This is a genomic window from Streptomyces sp. NPDC005648 (genome assembly GCF_040605395.1).
Classification (GTDB): Bacteria; Actinomycetota; Actinomycetes; order Streptomycetales; family Streptomycetaceae; genus Streptomyces.
On the sequence record NZ_JBEXCS010000009.1, the window covers coordinates 113,119 to 127,781 of the forward strand.

Consider the following 14,663-nt stretch of genomic DNA (forward strand, 5'->3'; position numbering starts at 1 on the left):
GATCGATCAGCCCCGGGTCAGCTTCTTGTAGGTGGCGCGGTGCGGACGCGCGGCGTCCGGGCCGAGCCGCTCGATCTTGTTCTTCTCGTACGACTCGAAGTTGCCCTCGAACCAGAACCACTTGGAGTCACCCTCGTAGGCGAGGATGTGGGTGGCGACACGGTCCAGGAACCAGCGGTCGTGGGAGACGACCACGGCGCAGCCGGGGAACTCCAGCAGCGCGTTCTCCAGGCTGCTGAGGGTCTCCACGTCGAGGTCGTTGGTCGGCTCGTCGAGGAGCAGCAGGTTGCCGCCCTGCTTGAGGGTGAGCGCGAGGTTGAGCCGGTTGCGCTCACCGCCGGAGAGGACACCGGCGGGCTTCTGCTGGTCGGGACCCTTGAAGCCGAAGGCGGACACGTAGGCCCGGCTCGGCATCTCGACCTGTCCGACATTGATGTAGTCGAGCTCGTCACTCACGACGGCCCAGAGGGTCTTCTTCGGGTCGATGTTCTCGCGGCTCTGGTCGACGTACGAGATCTTGACGGTCTCGCCGACCTTGATGGAGCCGGAGTCCGGCTCCTCCAGCCCCTGGATCATCTTGAAGAGGGTGGTCTTGCCGGCGCCGTTGGGGCCGATGACACCGACGATGCCGTTGCGCGGCAGCGTGAAGCTGAGGTCCTCGATGAGGACCTTCTCGCCGAAGGCCTTGTTGAGGTTGTTGACCTCGACGACGATGCTGCCGAGCCGCGGGCCCGGCGGGATCTGGATCTCCTCGAAGTCCAGCTTCCGCATCTTCTCGGCCTCGGCGGCCATCTCCTCGTAGCGGGCGAGACGGGCCTTGGACTTGGCCTGCCGCCCCTTGGCGTTGGAGCGGACCCACTCGAGCTCTTCCTTGAGCCTCTTCGCCCGCTTGGCGTCCTTCTGCCCCTCGACCTTGAGACGGGTCTGCTTGGTCTCGAGGTAGGTGGAGTAGTTGCCCTCGTAGGGGTAGGCACGCCCGCGGTCGAGCTCGAGGATCCACTCGGCGACGTTGTCGAGGAAGTACCGGTCGTGGGTGATGGCCACGACGGTCCCCGCGTACTTGGCGAGGTGCTGCTCCAGCCAGTTCACCGACTCGGCGTCGAGGTGGTTGGTGGGCTCGTCGAGCAGCAGCAGGTCAGGAGCTTCGAGCAGCAGCTTGCACAGCGCCACACGCCGCCTCTCACCACCGGAGAGCTTGGTGACGGCCCAGTCGCCGGGCGGGCACCCGAGCGCGTCCATCGCCTGCTCCAGCTGCGCGTCGAGGTCCCAGGCGTTGGCGTGGTCGAGGTCCTCCTGCAGCTTGCCCATCTCGTCGAGCAGCGCGTCGGAGTAGTCGGTGGCCATCAGCTCGGCGATCTCGTTGAACCGGTCGAGCTTGCCCTTGATCCCGGAAACACCCTCCTGGACGTTCTCCAGGACGGTCTTCTCCTCGTTCAGCGGGGGCTCCTGCAGCAGGATCCCGACGCTGTAACCGGGCGACAGGAAGGCATCGCCGTTCGACGGCTGCTGCAGTCCCGCCATGATCTGCAGCACGGTCGACTTACCAGCGCCGTTCGGCCCGACGACACCGATCTTCGCTCCCGGAAGGAAGTTCAGGGTGACATCGTCGAGGATCACCTTGTCGCCGTGCGCTTTGCGCGCCTTGCGCATGGTGTAGATGTACTCAGCCAAGAGAAACCGTCCGGCAGCTTGAAATCTGGCAGTGGGCAGATACACCCCATCTTGCCCGACGTCCACCCCGCGACGGAAACCCGTATAAGTGCGCGCTCCTGACCTGGGGTTTTCGCTAGCGGCGTCGGGTCAGCAGCAGTGCGGTGGCTGCTGCCGCGCCGGCCGCGGCCGTGATGCCGGCCGAGCGGAAGGCGCGGGTCGAGCGCCAGCTCAGGATCGACCAGCGGGACTGGGCGGAGAGCACGGAGCCGGTGCTCAGCCAGGAGCCCGCCGAGATCAGGGACAGGGCGGAGCCGATGGAGCCGACCGAGAGGGTGCTGCCCACGGAGCCGATGGACAGGACCGAGCCGACGGAGCCGATGGACAGGGCGGAGCCCACCGAGCCGATCGAGAGGACCGAGTCCTGCGACCAGAGGGACAGACGGGAGCCCGAGGACGTGCAGGGTGCCGAGGGTGCGGTCGGATCGGTCATGACGGCATCCTGCCCCCGGTCCGGCCGGCCCGCACCCCGTACGCCCGATTCCCTTGCCGTGACTCGCTGTTGAGTTGCCGAGGAACAGGTACCGCCCGCCTGCTCAGCCCCGCGTCCGCGCCTGCGCCTCTTCCTTCTTGCGGACCACGACCAGTGCCGCCCCGCCGATCACCACGAACCCGATGGCGAGGCCCGCGATCAGCGGGGTCGTGCTGGAGCCGCCCGTCGCGGCGAGGTTGGTGTCGTCGGCCGTGCCGCCCACCGTGGCCGGGCTCGGCTCACTGAGGGTCTGGACCGCGTCGCCGGCGCTCGCGCTGCCCTGCGTCCTGCAGTCGAGGATGCCGGTGAAGCGCTGGTCGAGCCCGTTCGGGCCGGTGATCGTGAAGTCGTAGGGCTGGTCCTCCTGCAAGGGGATCGTCACGGTGTGCGACTCCCCCGCCGGGATCTCGTAGTCGGCGCCCATCAGGGAGAAGGTGAACGCCTCGTCGCCCTGGTTGGCCGCGGTGATGTCGACACCGCTCTTCGCGCAGTTCCGCGCCGCCGAGAGGGCCGGTATGGCCCCCTTCTCCGCCCAGCTCGCACTCGCCGTCGCCGAGACCGTGGACTCGCTGGAGCCGGCCAGGATCTGGGTCTGGCTGCGGCTCTCGGAGGCGAAGGCCCGGCCGACCGGCACGGTGGTCGAGGCCTGCACGGTCAGCTCGGCCGAGCCGGCCGCCGCGTCCTCGGGCACGTCGAAGAAGACCTGGCTGCCGTCGGCCGCCGTGGTGAGGGGCTTGCCGTCCTTGCCGACGATCCGCACACCCGTGGTGGCCGCGTCGGCCGGCGGGGTCAGCGTGACGCCGGCCGCGTTGGTGTGCACGGTCACCGGACCGAGCAGCTCACCGGGGTGGCCGGAGACCGCGGGCCGGTCGAGCGACAGGGAGGCCCTGGGCTCCGCCACGTCGACGGCGCTCTTCGAGAGGTAGTCCGCGAGCTTCTCCGCCTGCGGGTCGACGGCGTCGACGTCCGCCCCGTCCGAGTAGCGCCAGATGGCCACCTGGGTGCCTGCCGCGGCGTCCTGCTCGGTCAGTCCGCCCTGGACACCGGCCTTGGCGGCGAGTGCCGCGAGATCGTTGACCTGCGGATAGGAGTTCTCCAGGATCCAACGGATCCTGCCGGCGTCCTTGTTGGCGCCCAGCGAGGTCCCGCTCCAGGGCGTCTCGTGGTACCGGGCGTCCCGCTGGGTGGGGTTGTGCAGGTCGACGCAGTACGTCTGCAGGGTGCCGCCGCCGTCGACGGACATCTCGAACAGGCCCGCCGAGACCTGCTGGTCCCCGGCGGTCCTGTCATGGATCACGGCGGTGCCGTACGTCTTGAGCCCGCCTATGGTGGCGGTCGCCCCGCCCTGGGTCTGTGTCGTCTCCCCGGCGAAGGCCGTACCGGCACCGGTCAGCGCGCCGGCCGCCACGAGCCCGGAGACCACCAGCGCGGAGGCGAGCCGGACCGCGGTCCCTCGCCTGCGCGCACACAGCGCAGAGAACGAAGCAAACACACATTCCCCTTCGAGCAGGACCCGTTGAAGTGGGGGTACGGTCCCACCAGCAGAATCGGCAGCCCCGGGAGTCCCAGGAGCCATGCCCGGCATCCTAGGGATCCGGCGCGGCGCACTTGACAAGTCGGATGATCTGACGACCGATCCGACTCGCAATCGTTATCGCCAGGACGGCGCACGACAGTCCCTCCGAGCAGGGCTTATCGACAAATACACCAGGTCGTTCGGGATGTGCTCGCCGATAAGCCGCAGTCCGGTCAGCTCAGTTCCAACTCCAGCTCCAGCTCCAGCTCCAGATCCAGATCCGGGCAGGAGCTGACATCACGTCACCGCCGCTGGCTCCGGCTCCCGTTGGGCTGCCTCCGGGTCCGAAATCCCTGGCGGCGTCTCCCAGTTGGGCTCGGGCTGCGCCGCCGTGGCGGCCTGTTCCGTCCTGACCGCCCGCCGGAAGGCCGACGTACCGCGCGACAGATCGTGGCCGATGGCCATCGCGTCGAGATCCGCCGAACTCCAGTTCTGCCCCTCGCGCGACTCGCTGCGCACCTTGAGCCTGCCCTGCACCATCACCGGATCGCCGACGTTGAGCGAGGCCGCCACGTTCGCGGCCAGCTGCCGGTTGGCCCACACCGTGAAGAAGTTGGTGTGGCCGTCGGTCCAGACGTTCTTCTCCCGGTCCAGGTAGCGCGCCGTCACCGCGAGCCGGAACCGGGCCGACGGGCCCGAGACCAGTTCCCTGAACACCGGCCTGGTCGCCACATTGCCCACGGCGCAGATGATCGTCTCGTTCATCGCGTATCCCTCCCTCACACGCCTACGGGCCCGTCCCGTACGGCTGCGTCCGCCGCCGCGGCCGCACGCCTCGCGCACCGCCGCCGCCACGCCGACCGCGCCTTCGCGATCGCCGTGCCGCCAGACTGCCTCCGTCGGGCCGAGCCCGCTGAGCGCTGTGGACAACCCACAGCCTGTGGACAACTCCGTCACCCGGACGAGTGAGCCACCGTCATGATCGGATTCACCTGCCCGCGATCACCGCACCGCGGCTCGACGCACCCCCACTCACCGCGCCGTCGCCCCCACCCCCGCCACCCGCCCGAACTGCTCCCGGACCTCCCGGTACCGCAGCAGTTCTGCCGCCACCGGGTCCAGCACCCGGGCCCGTCCGCACCCGGCCGCCGCTTCCCTGAGCCGACGTTCCGCGTCGGTGCCGTACCGCCGGGCGGGTCCCCGTGCCGCCATCCGGCAGCTCCACTCGATCAGCGGGCCCCCGACGATCCCGATCACCATCAGCAGCACAGGCACACCGAGGTTCGGCGCCATGAACCCGACGATCTGGCCCAACAGCCACAGTCCGCCCACCACTTGGAGGATGGTCATGGCGGCCTGGGACAGCACGGCGGCCGGCCACCAGCCGGGCCGCGGCGGCCGGCCCGGCGGCAGTCCGGCGCGCGCCGCCAGCTCGTCGAGCGCCTCGGGCAGCCCCTGCGATCCCCGTACGGCCGCCTCGCGCACCGCCTGCGCCCACGGCGCCGGCAGTCCGGCCGAGGCACGGTCGGCCAGCGTCCGCACCGCCTGCTCGACGCGCTGCCGCGCCGTGGCCTCCTCGTCGGCCTGGGCGCTCAACGGCAGCCGTCCGGTGGCCGGTTCGTACCGGTCCTGGTACCACCGCCACAGCCGTAGCCACGGCGTCCCGCACGCGCGGTTGGCGTTGCGCAGCCAGGCGCGCTCGGCGGCCTCGCCGGCCGCCGTGGCACCGACCGCGTCCGCGAGCCGCGCGGCGAACTCGTCCCGCGCCTCCTCGCTCAGCCCGGTCCGCCGGCGGGTGGCGTACACGGGCCACAGCCCGACCGCGGCGGCGTCCACGTCGGCCGAGATCCGCCGCGCCGGGGCGCCGCGCTCGGCCACGAACTGGCCCAGCGCCTCCCGCAGTTCCCCGACGCCGTCCCCGGTGAGCGCGGACAGCGCGAGCACGGTGGCGCCCGGTTCGCCGTACTCGCCGAGCGCGATCCCGTCCTCGTCGAGCAGTCGCCGTAGATCGTCGAGGACCTGGTCGGTGGCCTCGCCGGGCAGCCGGTCGGTCTGGTTGAGGACGACGAACATGACCTCCGCGTGTCCGGCCATCGGCCGCAGATAGCGTTCGTGCAGCATCGCGTCGGCGTACTTCTCGGGGTCGACGACCCAGATGACCGCGTCCACGAGCGCCAGGATGCGGTCCACGTGCTCGCGGTGCTGTACGGCGGCCGAGTCGTGGTCGGGCAGGTCGACCAGGACGAGACCGCGCAACTGGGCCTCCGCCTCGGCGCTCTGGAGGGGGCGTCGGCGCAGCCGGGGCGGGATGCCGAGCCGCTCGATGAGACTCGCCGCCCCGTCGCTCCAACTGCACGCGATGGGCGCGGCCGTGGTGGGCCGTCGTACGCCCGTCTCCGAGATGGGCACCCCGGCGAGCGTGTTGAACAGCTGCGACTTGCCGCTTCCGGTGGCGCCCGCGATGGCGACCACGGTGTGCTGCCCGGAGAGCCTGCGCCGCGCCGCCGCCTCGTCCAGCACCCGTCCGGCCTCCGCGAGCGTCCGGCTGTCGAGCCGGGTGCGGGAGAGCCCGACCAGCTCCCGCAGCGCGTCGAGGCGTGAGCGCAGGGCCCCGTCGTACGCGAGCGGGGCCGCGGGCTGGGTGCTGTGCGACCGGATCTCCACCGCGGCCACAGGCTCGGCGCCGGCGCCTTCGGCAACCCGCCGGGCGATGAGCCCGTCGCCCCAGGGTCCCGAGGAGTCGGTAGAGCCGATGGAGCCGATCGAGCCGGTGGAATCCGAGTCCGTACGGCCATGCCGGTCGCCTTTCTCCTCCTCGGGACGGCCGCCTTTCGGATCGCGCTCCTCGGGGAGACGGTTCTCGCCGCCGCCGTTCCCGTGCTCGTTCCCGTGCTCGTGCTCGTTCTCGGTACCGGTCCCGGTCTCGGTCACCGTGTCCCCCGCGTGGTCGGCGTGCTCGGTGTGGTCCTGGTCAGTGACGGCGGTCACCGGTCACCTCTCCTTCTGCAGTACGGACAGCGCGGCGATGAGCTCGGCCTGGGGTTCGGGATGGATGTCGAGGGCGTCGAGGGGGGCGAGCCGGCGTTCGCGCTCGGTGTGCATCACCCGGTCCAGATGCTCGTTGAGGAGCCGTCCGCCCCGGTCGCGCAGCCGCAGCGCCCCGTGCGCCCCGATCCGCTCGGCGAGCCCCTCCCCGGCCGAACGCGCCCGGCGGCCGCCCAGCAGCGCGGTGGCGACGAGGGCGGCGATCACCTCGGGGTCGGGCGCGAGAGCGCGCTCCAGGTCGCGCACCTCGTCCTCGGCGCACTCCTCGAGCTCCCGCCGCCACCGTCGTACGGCCATCCCGATGCGGTGCTCGGCGCTCTCCAGGGAGGGATCGCGCCTGTCGAGCTCCGGGGCGGCCGCCGCGGGTTCGCGCCGCCAGGCCTCTTCGACGCGCTCGTCGGCGGCGGTGACGGCGCACAGCAGCAGTGCGGCGAGGCTCTCCGTGAGCGCGTCGAGCAGCTCTCGGGCGGCGCAGTCGAGCGGAAAGGCGCGCCACCGCTTCAGCGCGTCCCCGGCGAGTACGGCACCTGCCTGCAGCCGCCCCCGTACGCGCGCGTGCTCGCTGTCGTACGCCCCCTCGACGGCGGAGGTGAGGCGCAGAGCGGCCGCGTACTGCGCGGCGGCGGCTCCGGCGAGCTCGGGCATGCGTGCCTTGAGGGAATCGAGCACCCCGTAGGCCGTACGGGCCATGGCGTGCTGCCGCGCGCCCGGGTCCTGCGCGAGGTGGACGAGCCAGGTCCGCAGCGGCGCCACCGCGGTGGCCGGCAGCAGCCCACCGCCCCAGGCGGACTCGGGCAGTTCGGGCACGGTGAAGCGGGGTACGTCGCCGAGGCCCGCCTTGGTGAGGAGCGCCCCGTACTGCCGGGACACCTCGGAGACGACCTGGTGCGGCACCCGGTCGAGCACCGTGACGAGGGTGGCGTCGTACTCCTTTGCGGTGCGGAGCAGATGCCAGGGGACGGCGTCGGCGTAGCGGGCGGCGGTGGTGACCATGACCCAGATGTCGGCGGCGCAGACGAGTTCGGCGGCCAGGACGCGGTTGTCGGCGACCAGGGAGTCGATGTCGGGGGCATCGAGGAGGGCGAGGCCGCGCGGGAGTGTCTCGGCGGTCTCCACGCGCAGCACGCGCGCGGGGTCCTCGCCGGGCAGCAAGAGGTCGTCCGCCGCGTCCTGGTGGGGCACCCACACGCGCGTGAGGTCGGGCAGCACGCGCATTCCGCTGAACCAGTGATGGTCCTCCGGATGGCAGACGAGCACCGGCGTCCGCGTGGTCGGCCGCAGTACGCCCGCCTCGCTGACCCGGCGTCCGACAAGGGAGTTGACGAGGGTGGACTTGCCGGCGCCGGTGGATCCGCCGATCACCGCCAGCAAGGGTGCTTCGGGTTCTCTCAACCGGGGCACCAAGTAGTCGTCGAGCTGGGCGAGCAGTTCGTCGCGGTTGGCACGCGCGCGTGGAGCCCCCGCCAGGGGCAGCGGGAAGCGTGCGGCGGCGACACGGTCGCGCAGGGCGGAGAGTGCGTCGAGCAGCTGAGGCCGTACGTCCAAGGTCACCACATGCGAAGAATGCCCAATTTTAGGGGAATTCTGAAGCATATGAGCATGTCTGCGCGCCGACAGGACACAAGGGACGGAAGGGGCGACTGGGACGCGGGCACAGTCCAGGCATAACGAGTGCACAACACCCGGTGCGCGAGGGCCCAAAAGCGATGCACGATTCGTACCTGCCTGCGATTATCAGGACCGCTTCACCGAACCTCCACATCGAGCCACGGAGGCGAAGCAACAGGGACAAGGACGCGGGAGCCCTATCCTTGTCCCCGGCAACGTCACGGAACGGCCCACACCCGGGCACCCACGACAGAGGCCACCACACCCGGCCCCCGTAGCTCAGTGGATAGAGCAGGCGCCTTCTAAGCGCTTGGCCGCAGGTTCGAGTCCTGCCGGGGGCGCCCTTTCCTCGCTCTCCTTCGGGAGAGCGTTTTTGCTGTTCAGAGCGGGTATCGCTCGGCATGAAGAAGCCCCGGCCCCTCCCCTGACGATCAAGGGAGAGCTCCGGGGCTGACCGGCTGTCACCGGGTTTTTGCGGGTGGCCGTGTCGAATACGTGTCGAAGTTCTTTGGCTGAAGATCAACCAGCGTCGGGCGGCTCGGGGAGGTCTCCGGCGGCTTCAAGTCGCTTCTTCAGGTCCGGCAGTTGCCTGTCGACGCACCGGGCGTAGGTGGCAAGCAGCAGGGGCACGCTGTTGCCGGCCCACTCGGGAACCTGCGCCGGTGGGATCCCGTCGTTCAGCCATTTGGTGAGGCGGGTGTGCCGGATGTCGTACACACGCTTGCCGGTCGGCGAGTCGAAGACGTGCGGAGCCAGCACCGCCCGGCGAGCACTACGCCAGGCCCGGCGAATGACGGAGCCCGCGAGGATGCCGCCGTTCTCGCCCTGGAACAAGATCACCCGGTTTGAGGTCTTCGTCGTCGATGTGCCGGCGGAGGATGCGTGTCAGGGCGGGATGGCCCGGCACCGTGCGCGTGTCCCCTTCGGCGCGGCCTTTGAGGTCGCGCTGCTCGTGAATCTCGCCCGTGTCGGTCCACTGCTTTCCCACTTCCGGGGTCGCCGTGTGAATCATCAGTTCGCACCACTGGTCGGCGGCGTCGACCTCGGGCAGGCTCACCTCCCGTACGCGCATCGCCACGGCCTCTTCAGGGCGCGGCCCGCAGTAATACAGGGTGGCGAAGAAGGCATGCAGCCTCTTGCCGCCTCGGGGCCGCTGACGGATCCAGTCGAGGAGTGCCGCCGCCGGCTCGGGGTTCATCAGGCTGCGCTTGTCCACGGCGTTCGTCGTCCTGGTGGCCGTCGTCACCTCCTTGCCCTTGGGCAGAGGGTTGGCCCGCAGAATGCGCCGCCGGATCGCGTACTTCATGACGACGTTGAGGATCCGGCGATGCCGCTTGCGAGACCAGGCCGCCGCCTGCTTGCCGTCCAGGCGGGTGTCGACGGCTCGTAGGACGTCGTCGACCTTTTCGGGGTCCTCCCAGACCGAGACGGGAAGCGAGTTCCGCTCAACCCATCTGAGGGTGGCCACCACGTCCCCGCGGGGCTTCCGATCGACGGTTGGCGTTGAACGCCCACTCGCGCAGCGCCGTCCGCACGGCCACGGGATCGAACTGGGTGGGCTGTGCCCGGAGCAGAGCAAGGGTGGCCGCGGTGAGGGTCTTGGCGGTGTTCTTCCGGCTATTGCCGCCGAGTTGAGGCCATCGAGCGTCCACGTACTCAACCGCGAACTTGTACCAGCTCATCGCGGCCGACTTGGAGCGATGGGAGACCGGCGGCCCCGTGGCGATGATGAATGCCTCACCCTTGCCTGTGGCTTGGATCAGTTCCGAGCGAAAGCCCTCGACGAGTGCCGGCGCGGAGCCTGCGCCTGATCAGCCCCGTGCAGCGGCGGCCTCCTCGGCGCCAACCCGCGATGAGCGCTGGGCGATTGGAACGCGTTGCCAGGCAGTACGCCAGCCCTCGGGGTGGGAGGAACGACCGTCGTGGCTCAGAGCGGAGCGCTCGGCGGTTGACCGGGAGCACTGGGGACCGTGACTGCGCACGGGTCAGTGGCCGCCTGGTAGCGCAGGTCGGTAGCCCTGATCCGCAAGCCAGGCCCGGCCCCGGCCGTGCTCCCGCTCCGCGGCGAACAGCCAATACCGCTGGAGCTCCGCCGGCGAGGTGGCCAGCACGTCCTTGAAGCGGCGAAACGCTCCTGGGCCCTGGATTGCGATGCCGAGGAAATGGGCGAGGTCCTGGTCGTCGAGGGTGGTGATGAAGTCCTCCATGTCGCGGTAAGCATCGCGCGATCCCTGACACGGGACATGGAGCCACCGCTCGGCGCCTTCTGGTTCCTCCTGGTCCCACAACTCCTCGGTGTCCGCAAGGGCGGGCCGGCACTCGCCGGTGTCCAGGTCGATGCGGCCACCGCCCCAGGCCGGATCGCCTTCGAGTAGACCGGAGAGTTTTTCCAGATCGACCGGCAGCGGCCGCAGCATCGAGACGGCACCGCCACCCGCCGCGTCGAGTTGTTCGGCGAGGACCGCGTCTCCGGGCCGGCCCCGTTCGCGCAGAGCGGATGTACACACGATCGCCGTCTCCCGGGCGCCGGGCACGCCCTGAAAGACGGCTGCGGTGAGTGTGTCTCCGCACTGCTGCAGCACGCCGACGGGGTCATGCGTACGCAGCATGGCGAGCAGCAACGGGCCGTCCACGGTGTGACAGGCGGCGCGGAGCGCCTTCAACGCGTGGTCGGTCCAAGCCTCGGTCATGCCCGCGACGCTACGCCGCCGCATGCTGCGAGTGCCATGGACTCCCGTGCGACAACCCACCGACGTGTTCTGACCCGAATTCCCTGAACTCCTATCTGAAGTCGGCGGCTTTGGCGGATGTACCGGCAGGAGGGCAAGAGGCGGGGTGCTGCATTGTTCATCAGCCAAGCGTCCGCGCAAGCCCGACGAGCGCCTCGACTGCGAGGTAGAGGACCTCATCACAGCCTGCCCACGTCGTTTCAGCCCTCGCTCGCACCGGCTATACGTCCGCCGTGTGAGCGAGTACCAGTACTACGAGTTCCAGGCCCTCAACCGACCGCTCAGCCGCGAGGAACAGGAACAGCTGCGGGCCATCTCCCCCCGGGGCCCGGATCACCGCAACCAGCTTCACCAACACTGGTCGAGCGCTACCTCGACGCCCACCTGTACGTCACCAAGCAAACCCTGGCCCTGACCACAGCGAAGCCGTACTGCCTCCACCACCACGTCGACGCGTGGGCCACCCGCACCCACCTCCTGCTCGATCTGACCAGCGAGGACGAGGGCCCGCGGACTTCCTGCGCGTGGATGGCGATCTGCTGGCGATCGCGGCCCTGTTGTTGCTACGGCTCGTCCTCGGCGCGGAGCCCCGGTTGCGCACCGACCTCCTGCACCGCCTGCACGGCACCGCTGCTCCGGCCGCCGTCCCCGGGCGCAGCTCCGCAGCCCAGCTCCTGGATGCCGCCCACACATGGCGCACCAAGCCCCCACACAGCGTCGAATAGGAACGAGCCGCAGCTCGCGCCTTCAGGAACCCGGAACGGCCTGCAAACGTTTCTGCTGGTCAGCCCACTTATTCTTCGATCACTCAAGGCAGTGAATCAGCCTGAAACCTGCAACCGGTCAACGGCGGACGCGGTTGTCCCAGGTGCTCATCGAAACATCACAGAAGAGGACAACCTTCCTCATGCCCTACGTCACGCGCCTCGCCACGGCTCTGACCGCCGCAGGAGCCCTCGTTCTCACCGCGCCAACGGGTGCGCATGCCACCGCGCTCGGGTCGACTCCCGTGCAAACCTTCGAGTACAGCGTGGGCGGCGTGACGATGAAGGTCCCGACCGGCTGTATGTTCACGCACATCATCCGAGGCAGCGGCAGGAAGATCACGTATCAGAACGCCGGCGTCGACTGCGCCTTCGTGGGAGCGCTCAGCAGCGGTTTCTGCAACTGGCGCATCGACTTCACGTACGCCGACACCGACAACCGGACCTACCGCACGTCACGTGGCCTCACCCACAGCGAGTGCAAGATCGACCCGATGAGGAACAACTCTCCCCAGAGGCTGCCTCGTTATGGCAAAGCGTGTGCCCACCTCTACGTCAACGGGGTGCGCCGCGCGAGCCAGTGCCACCACATCACGAAGTGAGTCGTTTCATGACCGAGCAGCAAGAGGATCAGGACTCGGACCAGGCCTGGGAAACACGCCGGCGCCGGATCGGGATCACCGCGTTCCTCGCCGGCCTCGTCGCCACGCTCGCCTTCTTCGCCTTCTTCCCCGGACTCCCGCACATCGTCGACTGGGGCGCCCTTCTCGTGTCCCTCGCCGTGGGCGGCCTTGCCCGATGGGCCTGTCAGTCCTCGATGACGAAGACGGCGGAGAAGAAGCCCGAACACAAGTAGTCGCCTCGGTGGAGCCCTTGGGCTCCACCGAGCGCCATTTCGAGCCGCCCACGCCTGACCGTCGACATCCCGGTCGTCTGGCACGTCAATCGCGTCCAAGACCGCCCGGCGTGACCAGGGGCCGCTGGTCGTCCCGGTGCTGGTCAGCGGCGGACGGTACGGCATCGGCGCCATGCCCGCGGAGGCCATGCGCCCACCTAACTGGTCCGGTCGCTTCCTGGCCGAGGAGGTCCCGCCCCGCAGGAGTTCACGGAGCGGCTGGTGGGCTTTCTGCGGTGTCCTCGGCAGTGCCGATCGGATAGCGGACGTAGGCGATGTGCCCGGAATCCGGGGCCCAGCACGAGACGTTGAGGGAACCCTGGCCGCCGGGGAGGGCGACCAGGTCGACCAGTGCGCCGTCCGGCAGCTCGATCAGGCGCAGGACGACGGGAAGGTCGGCGGGGTGCCCGATTGTTCCCGGCGGGTAGCTGAGATGGATCAGTCGGCGGCCGTCGGGTGAGGGGTGCGGGAACCAGTTCACCCTTTCGTCGGACGTGAGCCGGCGCACCGGTTCCCCGGCGAGGTCGTGCCGGAACAGCTGGGCGTGACCGGGCCTGTTGGACGCGACCTCCGAGTTGGAGAACACGCTCGCGCCGTCGGCGGAGAACTCCGGCCCGTCCGCGGGTGAGTACCCGTCACCGATGCGCCGTTCCGCTCCGGTCGGCAGATCGAGGGACCACAGGGCGCGTCTGCCCCACTCGTCCTTGTCCAGGATCTCCGTGCCGACGTAGAGGAGCGTGCCGCCGTCCGGGGAGACACCGTGCAGGAAGTGGCGGAACTTCCGCTCCGGCGCCTTGTCGGCCGTGATCCGCTCGGGGTGTCCGCCCTCCCACGGCACCTGGTACAGATGCCAGTCGTTGGCCGAGACGTAGTGCCAGCGGCCGTCGGGGGAGACGAGATGGTCGTTGTTGAGTTCGGGCAGCCCGGGGGTGTGGATCGGCACGAGACCCGAGGGATCCCGGCTGTCCACCCGGTACAGGGCGCCGTCGGCGTTGACGACGATCCAGCGTCCGTCCGGGTGCCAGTTGGGCGACTCGAACAACTGGTCCTCGGAGGAGAGCAGCAGCCGGGACTCGCCGGTGTCCACGTCCAGGACGCACAACTCGGCACGCTGGCCGGGAAGGAGCGTGCGCGCGTAGCGCACCGGCCGCCCGGTCTCCCGGGAGTCGAACTGGTCCTTGTCGTTCACGGCTGCGTCCACCTTCGTTTCCGGGTGTCGTGTCGCCTGCATAGGGAGGGCGCGGCTACCTGCCGGCCCGTGCCAGTTCGCCGGCGCAGCGGTAGGCCAGCACGAGGATGGTCAGTACGGGGTTCACGCCCCCGTTGGTGACGTGCAGGGACGCGTCGGTGATCCAGAGGCCGGGGTGCCCGTGGACCCGTCCGAAGGGGTCGGTCACCGAGGTCGCCGGGTCCGCGCCCATACGGGCGGTGCCCGCCTGGTGCTGGCCGGCGGACAGTGCGCTCCCCACGGGCTGCGTCCACACCCGCCGCGCGCCGGAGGCCTCCATCCACCGTCGCGCACGCGCGCGCAGTGCCGTCGCCGCTCGGACGCTCTCGGGATGCTGCGCCCCGGAGAGCCGTACGACGGCGTCACCGCCGGAATCGAGCACGCCGGCGGCGAGCGTCACCCTGGCCTCCGGATTCGGGATCTCCTGGATCGGGCCCATGATGTGGGCCGTACGCAGATAGGAGTCCCGCATCCAGCGCTTGGCCTCATGGCCCCAACGCGGGACGTCCGAGGGCCTCGCCCAGGCGTGGAACAGCACGGGCATCTTCACCACCTCGTTGGCCAGTACCCCGCCGCCGATCGCTTCGCCGCCCAGGTCGTGGGTGTAGTCGGCGGTCGCGATCGACACTCCCGGGCCCTGGAGATCCTGGACCGGTTCGTCGAACAACCCGAACGCCCCTGTGTGGTTGTGCCCCT

Annotated in this window: 14 protein-coding genes and 1 tRNA gene; 4 read left to right on the forward strand and 11 right to left on the reverse strand. The window is 69.9% G+C overall.

What is annotated here, in order from left to right:
* Positions 1-6 precede the first annotated feature (6 nt).
* The 6 genes from ettA to ABZT17_RS07745 form a co-directional block, all read right to left on the reverse strand.
* Positions 7-1,671, reverse strand: coding sequence for an energy-dependent translational throttle protein EttA (gene ettA, locus ABZT17_RS07720; RefSeq protein ID WP_356344998.1), 1,665 nt, complete (start codon positions 1,669-1,671; stop codon positions 7-9).
* Between the two features lie 115 nt (positions 1,672-1,786).
* Complete coding sequence (locus ABZT17_RS07725; protein WP_356345001.1) at positions 1,787-2,143, reverse strand: hypothetical protein; 357 nt, start codon at positions 2,141-2,143, stop codon at positions 1,787-1,789.
* Positions 2,144-2,246: 103 nt separating this feature from the next.
* Complete coding sequence (locus ABZT17_RS07730; RefSeq protein ID WP_356345003.1) at positions 2,247-3,674, reverse strand: Cys-Gln thioester bond-forming surface protein; 1,428 nt, start codon at positions 3,672-3,674, stop codon at positions 2,247-2,249.
* 321 nt (positions 3,675-3,995) lie between these two features.
* Positions 3,996-4,463 (reverse strand): single-stranded DNA-binding protein, encoded by a 468-nt coding sequence (locus tag ABZT17_RS07735; protein WP_356345006.1) that lies wholly within the window; start codon positions 4,461-4,463, stop codon positions 3,996-3,998.
* 267 nt (positions 4,464-4,730) lie between these two features.
* Positions 4,731-6,686, reverse strand: a complete 1,956-nt coding sequence (locus ABZT17_RS07740; protein ID WP_356345008.1) for a YfjP family GTPase — start codon at positions 6,684-6,686, stop codon at positions 4,731-4,733.
* Between the two features lie 3 nt (positions 6,687-6,689).
* Positions 6,690-8,297: a dynamin family protein gene (locus ABZT17_RS07745; protein WP_356345010.1), complete on the reverse strand. Its 1,608-nt coding sequence runs from the start codon at positions 8,295-8,297 to the stop codon at positions 6,690-6,692.
* A 322-nt stretch (positions 8,298-8,619) separates the two neighbouring features.
* Between ABZT17_RS07745 and ABZT17_RS07750 the strand changes: the two genes are divergently transcribed.
* Positions 8,620-8,692 (forward strand) — tRNA-Arg (locus ABZT17_RS07750).
* 178 nt (positions 8,693-8,870) lie between these two features.
* Here ABZT17_RS07750 and ABZT17_RS07755 read toward each other — a convergent pair.
* The 3 genes from ABZT17_RS07755 to ABZT17_RS07765 all read right to left on the reverse strand — a co-directional run bounded on the left by ABZT17_RS07755 (position 8,871) and on the right by ABZT17_RS07765 (position 11,041).
* On the reverse strand, positions 8,871-9,110 hold the full coding sequence (locus ABZT17_RS07755; RefSeq protein ID WP_356345013.1) for a hypothetical protein: 240 nt from the start codon (positions 9,108-9,110) through the stop codon (positions 8,871-8,873).
* Positions 9,111-9,123: 13 nt separating this feature from the next.
* On the reverse strand, positions 9,124-9,819 hold the full coding sequence (locus ABZT17_RS07760; protein WP_356345016.1) for a hypothetical protein: 696 nt from the start codon (positions 9,817-9,819) through the stop codon (positions 9,124-9,126).
* Positions 9,820-10,336: 517 nt separating this feature from the next.
* A complete protein-coding gene (locus ABZT17_RS07765; protein WP_356345018.1) occupies positions 10,337-11,041 on the reverse strand; it encodes a UPF0158 family protein in 705 nt (234 codons plus the stop codon).
* A gap of 563 nt (positions 11,042-11,604) precedes the next feature.
* Between ABZT17_RS07765 and ABZT17_RS07770 the strand changes: the two genes are divergently transcribed.
* The 3 genes from ABZT17_RS07770 (at position 11,605) to ABZT17_RS07780 (ending at position 12,700) form a co-directional block, all read left to right on the forward strand.
* Complete coding sequence (locus tag ABZT17_RS07770) at positions 11,605-11,805, forward strand: hypothetical protein (RefSeq protein ID WP_356345021.1); 201 nt, start codon at positions 11,605-11,607, stop codon at positions 11,803-11,805.
* Positions 11,806-11,987: 182 nt separating this feature from the next.
* Positions 11,988-12,446, forward strand: coding sequence for a hypothetical protein (locus ABZT17_RS07775; protein ID WP_356345023.1), 459 nt, complete (start codon positions 11,988-11,990; stop codon positions 12,444-12,446).
* A gap of 8 nt (positions 12,447-12,454) precedes the next feature.
* Positions 12,455-12,700: a hypothetical protein gene (locus ABZT17_RS07780; RefSeq protein WP_356345025.1), complete on the forward strand. Its 246-nt coding sequence runs from the start codon at positions 12,455-12,457 to the stop codon at positions 12,698-12,700.
* Positions 12,701-12,947: 247 nt separating this feature from the next.
* On the opposite strand, the gene ABZT17_RS07785 is transcribed toward ABZT17_RS07780, so the two are convergent.
* On the reverse strand, positions 12,948-13,928 hold the full coding sequence (locus ABZT17_RS07785; protein WP_356345028.1) for a hypothetical protein: 981 nt from the start codon (positions 13,926-13,928) through the stop codon (positions 12,948-12,950).
* A 55-nt stretch (positions 13,929-13,983) separates the two neighbouring features.
* Complete coding sequence (locus tag ABZT17_RS07790; protein WP_356345157.1) at positions 13,984-14,511, reverse strand: GMC family oxidoreductase; 528 nt, start codon at positions 14,509-14,511, stop codon at positions 13,984-13,986.
* Positions 14,512-14,663 lie beyond the last annotated feature (152 nt).

Excerpts from the sequence above, each read along its gene's own strand:
- ABZT17_RS07725 (WP_356345001.1), bottom strand. The coding sequence starts at position 2,143 with ATGACCGATCCGACCGCACCCTCGGCACCCTGCACGTCCTCGGGCTCC.
- ABZT17_RS07780 (WP_356345025.1), top strand. The coding sequence starts at position 12,455 with ATGACCGAGCAGCAAGAGGATCAGGACTCGGACCAGGCCTGGGAAACA.
- ABZT17_RS07790 (WP_356345157.1), bottom strand. The coding sequence starts at position 14,511 with ATGCCCGTGCTGTTCCACGCCTGGGCGAGGCCCTCGGACGTCCCGCGT.
- ABZT17_RS07765 (WP_356345018.1), bottom strand. The coding sequence starts at position 11,041 with ATGACCGAGGCTTGGACCGACCACGCGTTGAAGGCGCTCCGCGCCGCC.
- ABZT17_RS07775 (WP_356345023.1), top strand. The coding sequence starts at position 11,988 with ATGCCCTACGTCACGCGCCTCGCCACGGCTCTGACCGCCGCAGGAGCC.
- ABZT17_RS07735 (WP_356345006.1), bottom strand. The coding sequence starts at position 4,463 with ATGAACGAGACGATCATCTGCGCCGTGGGCAATGTGGCGACCAGGCCG.